The sequence below is a fragment of the Streptomyces sp. NPDC057623 genome (assembly GCF_042800355.1).
Taxonomy (GTDB): Bacteria; Actinomycetota; Actinomycetes; order Streptomycetales; family Streptomycetaceae; genus Streptomyces.
Map to the genome: position 1 here is coordinate 234,448 of NZ_JBHVGZ010000009.1, position 12,078 is coordinate 246,525.

A 12,078-nucleotide genomic window follows, 5' to 3' on the forward strand; every position below is an offset into this window, starting at 1 on the left:
CCTCACCCGGTCCCGGGCAGCGACGGTGCCGCGGCTCCCGCCTCGGCGCCCCAGCGGGCGGTCACCCGTACCGCGTCCAGGGTCGAGGTCACATCGTGCACACGCAGGCACCAGACGCCCTGCGCGGCGGAGAGGACCGACACGGCCGCGGTCGCGGCATCCCGCTGTGCTGCCGGGCGGGGCTGTCCGGTCGTCGGGTCCGCCAGCAGCCGGCCCAGGAACGACTTGCGTGAGGCACCCACGAGGACGGGACAGCCCAGCGCACCGACCTCTCCGAGCCGGCCCAGCAGCTCCCAGTTGTGCTCCGACGCCTTGGCGAAGCCCAGCCCCGGGTCGACGATCAGGCATCCGGGCGCGATCCCCGCCCGCAGTGCGGCCTCGATCCGCAGGCGCAGTTCCTCGACCACATCGGTGACGATGTCGTCGTAGACGGCCTTCGCCTGCATGGCGTCGGCATGCCCGCGCCAGTGCATCGCCACGTACGGCATGCCCGCCCGGGCCATCAACGGCAGCATCGCGGGGTCGGCGAGGCCGCCTGAGACATCGTTGACCAGCCGTGCCCCCGCGTCCAGCGCGCGGGCGGCGACCTCCGCCCGCATGGTGTCGACACTGACGACCCCGCCCGCCGCGGTGAGTCGCCGGACGACGGGCAGGACGCGTCGCACCTCCTCCTCGACCGGCGGGCGGGTCGCGCCGGGGCGGGTCGACTCGCCGCCCACGTCCACGATGTCCGCTCCCTGCTCGAACAGCGTGAGTCCGTGCGCGACGGCCGAGTCCGCGGTGAACGACAGCCCGCCGTCGGAGAACGAGTCCGGGGTGACGTTCACGACGCCCATGACCAACGTCCGCCCGGGCCGGGGCAGCCCGTACGGGTGCAGTTCGGGCTGTCCCGGGTGCGGCGGGGCGGCGGCGTGGACCGTGGCGGTCATCGGGATCCGTCCCTGTTCAGAGGTACTCGGTCGCCGCGTCGAGCAACCAGTCCGCCAGATAGCCGGCGAAGGACGAGCGCACCAGCACCCAGAATCCGGCTCTGGGTTCGCCCCGGGCGACCAGGACGACCTGTGTGCGGCCCAGGGTCGTCTGGGCGCAGCGTCCGGAGTCGAAGGCCCGCGGATGCAGGTCCAGCGAGCAGCCGTGGGCCAGCAGGTCACGGGCGCGAGGGCCCGTGACGAGGAGCGTGGTGCGCTGCGCCGAGACGTCGGTGACCGCGACGAACTCGTCTCCCGCCGCCTCCCGGATCCGGCTCTCCAGTTCCCGCCCGCTGCCCGGGGGTCCCACCAGCAGCCATTCGTCCGGCCCCAGCCACAGCACGGTCAGCTCCCCCGCGCGCACTACGGAGTTCGGCTGGAGCGGCAGAGGGATGTCCAGCGCGAGCCCGACGGCTTCCGCCGCCGCTCCCTTGGCGTCGAGGCGCACGGTGAGCTGGGCCAGGAAGGGGAGTTCGGCGAGCCGGATCGCCCCTTCGGAGGCACGGGTCGCGGTGGCCAGGCGATCGGCGACCTGCGACAGGGGGCTGCGGAGCGGGGCGGTCAGGGCGGTGTCAGCCATCGCGGCGGGCTCCCTCGGGGTCGTAGAGGACGGGACTGGCGACGGTCACGGCGACCAGTCGGTCGCCCACGGGGGCGTACAGGCGCTCACCGATGCGGTCCCGGCCGCCCTTGATCAGGGCGAGCGCGAACGTCCGGCCGAGGGCTGCGCTGCGGTAGCTGGAGGTGACATGGCCGAGCATGGGGACGGGCGGCGCCGGCAGCACGCTGTCGGCGACCAGGTGGGTGCCTTCCGGCAGGAAGGTGCCCGGGTCCTCGGGCAGCAGACCGACCAGGTGCTTGCGGTCGGGGCGGACGGAGTCGGCGCGGGCGTACGACCGCTTGCCGACGAAGTCCGGCTTCTTCTTCGACACCACCCAGCTCATGCCGAGGTCCTGCGGGGTGACGGTGCCGTCGGTGTCCTGGCCGATGATCGGGTAGCCCTTCTCGGCCCGCAGGACGTGCATGGTCTCGGTGCCGTACGGGGTGATGCCGTGGGCCGCGCCGGCCTCGTACAGCGCCTCCCACAGGGCGAGGGCCGCCCACGGTGAGACGTTGATCTCGTAGGCCAGTTCGCCGGAGAAGCTGATCCGGCAGACCCGCGCGTCGATGCCGGCGACACTCGTCTCGCGCCACGCCATGAACGGGAAGTCGTCGTTGGCGACGGCGAGGTGCGGGGCGAGCGAGCCGAGGACCTCGCGGGAGCGGGGTCCGACCAGGGCGACGGTGGAGTACTGCTCGGTGACGGAGGTGCAGTGGACCCGCAGTTCGGGCCACTCCGTCTGGAGCCACTCCTCCATCCAGTCCAGTACGGCGGCGGCGTTGCCAGTCGTCGTGGTGACGAGGAAGCGGTCCTGGGCGAGGCGGATGACGGTGCCGTCGTCGAAGACCATGCCGTCCGGGCGGCACATGACGCCGTAGCGGATCATGCCGACCTTCAGGGTGCTCATCATGTTGGTGTAGAGCCGGTCGAGGAGGACGCCGGCGTCCGGGCCCTGTACGTCGATCTTGCCCAGGGTGGAGGCGTCCATGAAGGCCACGCCCTCGCGGGCCGCCCGGCACTCGCGCAGCACGGCGGCTTCCATGTCCTCGCCGTCCCGCGGGTAGTACCAGGGGCGCTTCCACTGGCCGACGTTCTCGAACAGGGCTCCGTGCGCGACATGCCACTCGTGGAGGGCGGTCGTGCGGACCGGATCGCTCAGGGCGCCTCGGTCGCGGCCCGCGAGGGCGGCGAAGGAGACCGGGGTGTAGGGCGGGCGGAACGTGGTCGTGCCGAGCGCCGAGATGTCCACCCCCAGCAGTTCGGCGACGACGCCACTGGCCAGGACGCCCGAGGTCTTGCCCTGGTCGTTGGCGGTGCCGGCCGTGGTGTAGCGCTTGGTGTGCTCGACCGAGCGCATGCCGGCGCCGGTCGCGCGGACCAGGTCGTCGACGGTGACGTCCCGTTGGAGGTCGACGAAACGGGGGGCGTCCGAGGCACCGGGCACGACGTACACGTGCATGGGCGGCGTCTGCGGCTGCGTCGCCACGTCCGGGAGGCGGGGCGTCACGGCGGTGTAGCCCTCGGCCTCGACGGCGCGGGCTCCGGCGGCCGCGCCCTGGGCCAGGACCACGGCCGCGTCGAGGACGCCGCTCGCGCTGCCCACGACCTCGACCGCCTGGCGGCAGGTGTCGGGGACGAAGGAGCCGAGCGCCTCGTCGTACCGCAGCTTGCCGCCGGACTGGCTGAACAGGTGGGCCACCGGGTTCCAGCCGCCGGAGACGAGCAGCAGGTCGACGGCGAACTCCCGCCGGCCCGCGGACTGTCCGTACGGGGCGACGGTCACGGCCGTGAGACGGGGGTCGCCGTCCGTGCCGGTGACGGTGTGTCCGGGCAGCACCTCGATGCCGGCCGCCCTGGCTCGCTGTGCCCACTCCCCCGGTTCGGGGCGGGTGTCGACGATCGCCGCGATGTCCACGCCGGCCGCGACGAGGTCCAGCGCTGCCGCGTAGGCGCTGTCGTTGGTGGTGAGGACCACCGCGTGACGGCCGGGCAGGGCGCCGTGGCGGTTGACGTGGGTGCGGGCCGAGGCGGCCAGCATCACTCCGGGGCGGTCGTTGTCCGCGAAGGCCAGCGAGCGCTCGTGGGCGCCGGTGGCGAGGACGACGCGACGGGCCCGGATACGCCAGACCCGCTCGCGGGAGACGTCCGCGGGGGCCTCGGCGCCGAGGTGGTTGGTGCGGCGCTCGACGGCGAGGAGGTGATTGTCGTCGTAGTAGCCGAAGACGGTGGTGCGGCGCAGGACGCGCACCTCGGGGTCGGCTTCGAGCCGGCCACTGACCTGCGCCACCCAGTCGAGGTGCTCGGCCGTGCCCAACAGGCTGCCGCCCGGCTCCGGTTGGTCGTCCGCGAGGATGACGCGGGCGCCGCTCGCCGCCGCCGCCGCGGCCGCGGCGAGTCCGGCCGGGCCCGCGCCGACGATCAGCAGGTCGCAGTGGGCGTGTACGGCGTCGTAGCGGGCGGGGTCCGGTTCGGTGGCGAGGCGGCCCTGGCCGGGGAGGCTGGTGGCCACGAGGCCGTCGTAGAGCTCGACGGTCGTCGCGGGGAGCATCGGCTCGGGGAAGGGTTCCTCGATCTGGATGACCGCGTTGGGCTCTTCGACGCCGGCGGAGAAGATGCCACGGGGGCGGCCGAGCTTGATGCTGGTGCCCGCCTGGATCACGCCGTTGGCCAGGAGGGCGGAGGCGAGGGTGTCGCCTCGGTGGCCCTGGTATTCCGTGCCGTCGAAGGTGAAGGTGAGGGGGGTGTCGCGGTCGATGCGGCCTCGGGTGGGGTGGCGGAACGGTTGGGCTGTCTCGCCCCCGCCGCCCCTGCCCGTCCCCTCCTGAAGGGGCTCTGCCCCTTCGACCCCGCTGGGGCTGCCGCCCCGGACCCCGCGTCCGGCCCGAAGGGCCTCGTCCTCGAACGCCGGACAGGCTGGGGCAGCCTGCCTCGGCTCAACGGTCGCCGGGCGTTCCTCTCCCGCCCGGTACACCGCCAGCACCTCGTTCGTCGAGGTGTCCCGCACCGCGTTGAACCAGCGGCGGCAGCCCGCCGCGTGGGTCCAGCGCTCGGCGAAGGGGCCCTTCGGGTTGTCGCGGAAGAACAGGTACCTGGCCCAGTCCTCGTCGGTGAGGGACGCCGGCGCCTGCGGATAGGGCACGTGGGCCTGGCCGCCGTAGTGGAACTCGGCCTCGTCGCGGGGCCCGCACCACGGGCAGGGGATGAGCAGCATGGTTCGGCTCCCTAGTGGGCCACAGCGGCCGCGCCGTGCTCGTCGACGAGCGCGCCGGTGGTGAAACGGTCGAGCGAGAAGGGGGCGTTGAGGGGGTGGGGGGTGTCGTGGGCGATGGTGTGGGCGTAGACCCAGCCGACGCCGGGGGTGGCCTTGAAGCCGCCCGTGCCCCAGCCACAGTTGAGGTACAGGTTGTCGACCGGGCTCAGGCCGATGATCGGCGAGGCGTCCGGACTGACGTCCACGATGCCGCCCCAGGTGCGCAGCACATGGGCGCGGGCGAAGACCGGGAAGAGCTCCAGGGCGGCGGACATCTGCTCTTCGATGATGTGGAAGGCGCCGCGCTGGGTGTAGGAGTTGTACGCGTCGATGCCCGCGCCCATCACCAGTTCGCCCTTGTGCGCCTGGCTGACGTACACATGGACGGCGTTGGACATGACGACCGTCGGGTGCACCGGCTCCAGCAGTTCGGAGACCAGGGCCTGCAACGGGTGGCTCTGGACGGGGAGTTCGATGCCCGCCATGGCGGCGAGGACCGAGGTGTGGCCCGCGGAGCACAGGGCCACCTTGCCCGCCGCTATCGGGCCCAGGGAGGTCTGGACTCCGACCACCCGGCCGCCGACCACGTCGAGGCCGGTGACCTCGCAGTTCTGGATGATGTCGATCCCGGCGGCGTCCGCGGAGCGGGCCAGGCCCCAGGCGACATGGTCGTGCTTGGCGATGCCGCCGCGCGCCTGGTAGGTGGCGCCGAGGACGGGGTAGCGCACGTCCGGTGAGATGTTGACGATCGGGCAGACCTCTTTGACCTGCTCGGCGTCGAGCCATTCGGCGTCCACGCCGTTCAGCCGGTTCGCCTCGACCCGGCGCACGCTGTCGCGGACGTCCTGGAGGCTGTGCGCGAGGTTCAGCACGCCGCGCTGGGAGAAGAGGATCGGGTAGTCGAGTTCCTCCGCCAGTCCCTCCCACAGCTTGAGCGCGTGCTCGTAGATGCCGGCGCTCTCGTCCCACAGGTAGTTGGAGCGGATGATGGTGGTGTTGCGGGCCATGTTGCCGCCCGCGAGCCAGCCCTTCTCCAGCACGGCGACGTTGGTGATGCCGTGGTTCCTGGCCAGGTAGTGCGCGGTGGCCAGGCCGTGTCCGCCGCCGCCGACGATCACTACGTCGTACGACCGCTTCGGCTCGGGCGTGCGCCACAGCCAGTCGGGGTGTTCGGGAAGCTCGGCGCCGGGTGTGCGGGGGCTCATCGGACGTCTCCGTCTTCTTGGCGCGACAGGGACAGGTTCATACGGCGTTCGCGTTCCTCTCAGCGGCCTCGACGACGTTCGCGAGCAGCATCGCCCGCGTCATGGGGCCCACCCCGCCGGGCATCGGAGCGAGCCATCCGGCGACGGTGGCGGCGTCCGGGTGGATGTCGCCGACCAGCCCCTGGTCGGTGCGGGTGATCCCGACGTCCAGGACGGCCGCGCCCGGGCGGAGCATGTCGGGGGTGATCAGTGCGGGTGAGCCGGCGGCGGCGATGACGATGTCCGCCTCGCGTACGTGCCAGGCCAGGCCCTTGGTGCCGGTGTGGCAGAGAGTGACGGTGGCGTTCTCGGAGCGACGGGTCAGCAGCAGTCCGATGGGGCGGCCGACCGTGATGCCCCGGCCGATCACGCACACGCGTGCCCCGGCCAGGGGGACGTCGTACCGCCGCAGCAGTTCGACGATGCCGCGCGGGGTGCAGGGCAGCGGGGCCTCGACGCCCAGGGTGAGCCGGCCGAGGTTGACGGGGTGCAGGCCGTCGGCGTCCTTGGCCGGGTCCATGCGTTCCAGTACGGCGTTGGCGTCCAGGTGGCGCGGGAGCGGCAGTTGGACGATGTAGCCGGTGCAGGCCGGGTCGGCGTTGAGTTCGTCGATGACGTCCTCGACCTGCGCCTGCGAGGCGTCGGCGGGCAGGTCGCGACGGATCGACGCGATGCCCACCTGCGCGCAGTCGCGGTGCTTGCCGCCGACGTAGGCCCGGCTGCCGGGGTCGTCGCCGACCAGGACGGTGCCCAGGCCCGGCGGGCGGCCCGTGGTGGCGGTCAGCTTGGCCACGCGCTCGGTGAGTTCGCGGCGGATGTCGGCGGCGGTCGCCTTGCCGTCGAGCAGTTGGGCAGTCATCGTCTTCCCTCGGTCAGCCACGGAGGCGGGACATGGTCGGGTCGAACAGCGGCTCCTCGGCGACGACCGCCTCGACGCGCTGGTCGAAGTAGCCGATGTGCACGGGGGTGCCGGGGGTGGCGAGTTCGGCGGGGAGCCAGGCGTACGCGATGCCCTTGCCGATCGTGTAGCCGTAGGCGGCGCTCGTGACGTAGCCGACCGCGCTGTCGCCGGCGTACACCGGCTCCTTGCCCAGGACGACGGACCGCGGGTCGTCGATGGTGAGGCAGGTCAGCCTGCGCCGTACGTTCTCCTTGCGGCGCTCCAGGGCGGCCTTGCCGATGAAGTCGCCCTTGTCGAGCTTGACGGCGAAGCCGACGCCGGCCTCGTAGGGGTCGTGCTCGTAGGTCATGTCGGTGCCGAAGGAGCGGTAGCCCTTCTCCAGGCGGAGGCTGTTGAAGGCGCCGCGGCCGGCGATGACGCCGCCGAGGGGCTTGGCCGCCTGCCAGAGGGTGTCCCACAGCTTCTGACCCTGGTCGGCGGTGGTGTACAGCTCCCAGCCGAGTTCACCGACGTAGGACAGCCGCATCGCGGTGACCGGGACGCTGCCGATGTAGGCGTGCTTGGCGCGGAAGTACTTCAGGCCGTCCTTGGAGAAGTCCTCGTCGGTCAGGGGCTGGAGGACCTTGCGGGCCAGCGGGCCCCACAGGCCGATGCAGCAGGTGCCGGGGGTGATGTCGCGGACCTGGACCGTGCCGTCGGCGGGGAGGTGGTGGGTGAACCAGTCGAGGTCCAGGTTGCCGTTGGCGCCGACCTGGAAGAGGTCACGGGCCAGGCGGGCGACGGTGACGTCGCTGCGGATGCCGCCGTCGTGGTCCAGCAGGAGGGTGTAGGTGACCGAGCCGACGGACTTGGCGACCTTGCCGGTGCACAGGCCCTCCAGGAACTCGGCGGAGCCGGGGCCGCTCACCTCCAGGCGCTTGAGGGCCGTCATGTCGTACATCGCCACGGACTCACGGGTGACCTGGGCCTCGGCGCCGACGATGGGCGACCAGTACTGCGCCGCCCAGTCGTTCGGGGTCGGGATGGAGCGGCCCTCGACCAGGCCCGCGTTGGCCTCGTACCACTGCGGGCGCTCCCAGCCGTTCGCCTCCAGGAAGAAGGCGCCCTGTTCCTGCTGGCGCGTGTGGAAGGGGCTGGTGCGGATCGGGCGCGGGTCCCCCGAGGGCTGGAGGGGGTGGAGGATGTCGTAGACCTCGACGAAGTTCTGGCAGTCGCGGGCCAGGACGTACTCCGGGGCCAGCTGGTGCGGCTCGAAGCGGTTGACGTCGCACTCGTGCAGGTCGAAGGAGGAGCAGTAACCGTCGACCAGCCATTCGGCCATGGCCCGACCCACGCCCGCGGAGTGGGTGACCCACACGGCCTCGGCGACCCAGAAGCCCTTGACGTCCGGGGACTCGCCGAGGAGCGGGAAGTTGTCGGTGGTGAAGGAGAACAGGCCGTTGATGCCCTCCTCGACCTTGGCCTCCGTCGTCGACGGCAGCAGGGACTGGGTCTCGGTCCAGGCGTCCGCGAAGTCCTCCTCGGTGAACTTCAGGACGGACGGCATCTCGTCGGCCTCGTCCACGGAGAGGATCTCGTCGGCCGTGATGGGCATCGGGCGGTGGCCGTAGTAGCCGATGCCGATGCCGTCGAAGCGGTCGCGGTAGTAGAGGTCGGCGTCCTGGTGGCGCAGGATCGGGCGGACCGCCTCCTCGGTCTGGCCGGCCAGCGCCGGTACCGGTCCGGTCCAGGCGAGCTGGTGGGCGAGCGGGGTCAGCGGGAGGTTCATGCCGGCCATGCGGGCGATCTTCGGGCCCCAGATGCCGGCGCAGCACACCACGATGTCGGCCGCGATCTCGCCCTGGTCGGTGAGGACGCCGGTGACGCGCCCCTCGCTCTGCTGGACGTCCAGGACCTCGTGCCGGGCGAGGAAGCGCACGCCGCGCTCGGTGGCCCGGCGGATCTGCGCCTCGACGGCGAGCACGGCCTTGGCCAGGCCGTCCGTCGGTACGTGGAGGCCGCCCAGCACCCGGTCCCGGTTCACCAGGGGGTGGTGCTCGACGCACTCGTCGGGGGTCACCAGCCGGGCCTCGATGCCCCAGGCGGCGAGCCAGCCGTGCCGGCGGCGCAGTTCCGCGAGGCGCTCGGGGGTGGTGGCCACTTCGAGGCCGCCGACCTGGAGGAAACACGGCTTGCCGTCGACGTCGAGGGAGCAGAACTTCTCGACGGTGTAGCGGGCCATCTCGGTCATGGTCTTGGAGGAGTTGGTCTGGAAGACCAGGCCCGGCGCATGCGAGCTGGAGCCCCCGGTGGCGGGCAGCGGGCCCTGGTCGACCACGGTCACTTCGGTCCAGCCCCGCTCCGAGATCTCGTCCGCGAGAGCCGCGCCCACGACGCCCGCTCCGATGATGACCACTCGGGGTCCCGCCATCGCCGCACCTCCGGTTGTGAAACCAGTTCCGCCGGTTCAGTTGCTGTCTGCGCAACATGCTTCAGGTTGCGCAACTCAATGTGCCTGCCGCGCAGGTGGGTGTCAAGAGGGTCCGAGACGCCGGAAAACGGGCCCGAACACGGCAATGCCCGGCGGGCGGCGCGCATCACGCGCACAGCGCCCACCGGGCATGTCCGACCGGCTTGCGACCTCGGCTGTTACTTGATCCAGGCGTCCACCTTGGCGCGGTTGGCCTCCACCCACTTCTTGGCCGCCGCCTCGGGGGTCATCTTGTCCACGGCGATGGACTTCGCCACCGCGTTCTGGTCGTCGTTGCTCCAGGTGAAGTTCTTCACCAGGTCATAGGCCGGGCTGCCCGACTTGGCGAACTTCGCACTGACGATCTTGTCCAGCTTGTACACCGGGTAGTCGCAGTCGATCTTCTCGGGGTCGGCGTCGCAGCCCTCCTTGTACTCGGGCAGCTCGACCTTCTCCAGCGGCACCTCGGACATGAACCACTGCGGCTCGTAGAAGTAGCCGATCACCCACTTCTTGTTCTTCTCGGCGTCGCGGAAGGCCTGGATGAGCGCGGTCTCGCTGCCCGCGTACACGACCTTGTAGTCCAGCTTCAGGTTCTTCACCAGTGACTCGTCGTTGGTGACGAACGACGGGTCGCCGTCGAGGAGCTGGCCCTTGCCGCCGGACTCGGAGGTCTTGAACTCGGCCGCGTACTTGTCGAGATTGTTCCAGTCGAGGATGTCCGGGTGCGCCCTGGCCAGCCACGGCGGCACGTACCAGCCGATGAGTCCCTCGTTGCCGGTCGGGCCGGCGTCGACGGCGGTCTTCTGGTCGGTGATGTACTTCTTCTTCAGGTCGTCGTGACCCCAGTTCTCGATGACGGCGTCTACCTCGCCCGTCCCGAAGCCCTGCCAGGCGATCTCTTCCTTCAGGTCCTTCTGGTTGACCTTGCAGCCGAGGTCGTGCTCCGCGACATAGGCGACGACCGCCGCGTTGGCCTCGTAGCCCACCCACGGGTTGACCGCGAGATTGAAGGTGCCGCACTTGCCGGAGCCGTCCGAGCCGCCCGCGCTGTCGTCACCGACCTTCGCGCCGCCGCAGGCCGTGAGGGTGAGGCCGAGGACGGCCAGGCCGGCCGCTCCGGCCCGCCAGTGTCTTGCCATGGTGTCGTGCTCCTTAAGCGGTGGCGCGGCGCGCCGCGGCCTGAGTGATCCGGTCGAACATGACGCCGAGAAGGACGATGGCCAGACCCGCGGCAAGCCCCTTCCCGTACAGCTCCCCCCGTGCGAATCCGGCCACGACGTCGTAGCCGAGGGCCCCCGCGCCCACCAGGCCGCCCACAACAACCATCGACAGCACGTAGATCAGGCCCTGGTTGGTCGCAAGCGTCAGGGCGCTGCGTGCCATCGGCAGTTGAACCTTGGTGATGATCTGCCAGGTGTTGCACCCGGCGGAGGTGGCCGCCTCCACGGTGGTCGCGGGCACGGTCCGCACCCCGTCCGCGATGATCTTCATGGCGACGGGAGCCGCGTAGACGACGGCGGCGACGATCGCGGTGAAGCGTGTCGCGCCGAACAGCGCGAGGAACGGCACGAGATAGACGAACGGCGGCATGACCTGCGCCGCGTCCAGGCCCGGCCGCAGCAGCCGGTCCACGAGCGCGCTGCGTCCCATCCACACGCCGAAGACGATGCCCAGCAGCATCACGAGCACCGTGGCGACGACGGTGGACGCCAGCGTCGTCATGCTGTCCGACCACCCACCGGTGCCGACCAGCAGTCCCACGCAGAGAGCCGTGGTGATGCCGGCGCGTCATCCGCCGAGGACGACGCCGAGCGCGATCAGGGCCGCGCCGACGAGCCACCACGGGGAGTCCGTGAGCAGGGTCTGGAACGGGTTGAGCAGACCGTTGGTGAGGGCGTCACGTATGGCGTTGGTGAGACCCGAGAGGCTGTCCTGGGCCCAGGTGGTCACGTTGTCCGCCCCGCTGGAGATGGCGCTGCCGGCGCCTCCCTCGCCGGGGAACTCCGCCGCCCATAGGTAGGTGTGGGACAGATAGACCAGGACGGCCGTGACCGCCGCGCCCGCACCCAGCAACGGGCGCCGCCAGGTCAGGAAACGGTTCTTCGAGCGCCGGGCCGCCTCCTCGCGGGTGCTGGCCGCGGTGGTGACCCGGTCCAGCACGATGGCCATGACGACGATGGCCAGGGCGGCCATGATGGTCTGGTTCACGCCCATCACCACGGTCCGCTTGGACATCGGCAGCAGCACCTTCACCAGGGACTGCGGCCGGGTGGCGCCCAGCGAGTCGGCCGCCTCGACCGTGGTCCCCGGCACCGAGCGGATGGCGTGCGCGGTGATCCGGATCGCGGGCGGCGCCGCGTAGATCAGGGTGGCGATGGTGGCGGAGGCCGGGCCGATCTGGAAGAAGAGGGTCAGCGGGGCCAGATAGACGAAGGTCGGCATGGTCTGCATGAGGTCCAGGAAGGGCGTCACGATCCGGTGGAACCGGTCGGACAGCCCCGCCCACACACCGAGCGGGATCGCGAACAGCAGCGCCACGAAGACGGCGGAGAGCGTGAGCGCCAGGTTGTCCATGCTCTCCTGCCACAGGCCCTGCAGCCCGAAGAAGGTGAAGCCGGCCACGGCCAGGAGCGCCACCCGCCAGTTGCCCACGGCCCAGGAG

The 12,078-nt window shown here is 71.3% G+C and carries 7 protein-coding genes and 1 pseudogene; all 8 read right to left on the reverse strand.

Annotation, left to right across the window (positions count from 1 at the left end):
• Positions 1 to 2: 2 nt before the first annotated feature.
• The gene (gene folP / locus ACFU95_RS13060) at positions 3 to 836 is read right to left on the reverse strand and encodes a dihydropteroate synthase (protein WP_383826077.1); all 834 of its coding nucleotides are present in this window, start codon (positions 834 to 836) and stop codon (positions 3 to 5) included.
• Between the two features lie 109 nt (positions 837 to 945).
• Positions 946 to 1,548 carry a sarcosine oxidase subunit gamma gene (locus ACFU95_RS13065; RefSeq protein WP_383826046.1) on the reverse strand — a complete coding sequence of 201 codons (603 nt, stop codon included), beginning with the start codon at positions 1,546 to 1,548 and terminating at the stop codon, positions 946 to 948.
• Positions 1,541 to 4,780, reverse strand: a complete 3,240-nt coding sequence (locus tag ACFU95_RS13070; protein WP_383826048.1) for a sarcosine oxidase subunit delta family protein — start codon at positions 4,778 to 4,780, stop codon at positions 1,541 to 1,543. Before ACFU95_RS13070 ends, ACFU95_RS13065 begins: the two co-directional genes overlap by 8 nt.
• A gap of 11 nt (positions 4,781 to 4,791) precedes the next feature.
• The gene (locus ACFU95_RS13075; RefSeq protein ID WP_383826051.1) at positions 4,792 to 6,024 is read right to left on the reverse strand and encodes a sarcosine oxidase subunit beta family protein; all 1,233 of its coding nucleotides are present in this window, start codon (positions 6,022 to 6,024) and stop codon (positions 4,792 to 4,794) included.
• Positions 6,025 to 6,061: 37 nt separating this feature from the next.
• The gene (locus tag ACFU95_RS13080) at positions 6,062 to 6,922 is read right to left on the reverse strand and encodes a bifunctional methylenetetrahydrofolate dehydrogenase/methenyltetrahydrofolate cyclohydrolase (protein WP_383826054.1); all 861 of its coding nucleotides are present in this window, start codon (positions 6,920 to 6,922) and stop codon (positions 6,062 to 6,064) included.
• Positions 6,923 to 6,935: 13 nt separating this feature from the next.
• Positions 6,936 to 9,374 (reverse strand): FAD-dependent oxidoreductase, encoded by a 2,439-nt coding sequence (locus ACFU95_RS13085; RefSeq protein ID WP_383826057.1) that lies wholly within the window; start codon positions 9,372 to 9,374, stop codon positions 6,936 to 6,938.
• Between the two features lie 218 nt (positions 9,375 to 9,592).
• The gene (locus ACFU95_RS13090) at positions 9,593 to 10,555 is read right to left on the reverse strand and encodes an ABC transporter substrate-binding protein (RefSeq protein ID WP_383826059.1); all 963 of its coding nucleotides are present in this window, start codon (positions 10,553 to 10,555) and stop codon (positions 9,593 to 9,595) included.
• Between the two features lie 13 nt (positions 10,556 to 10,568).
• A pseudogene (locus ACFU95_RS13095) lies at positions 10,569 to 12,078 on the reverse strand (ABC transporter permease); the annotation flags it as partial.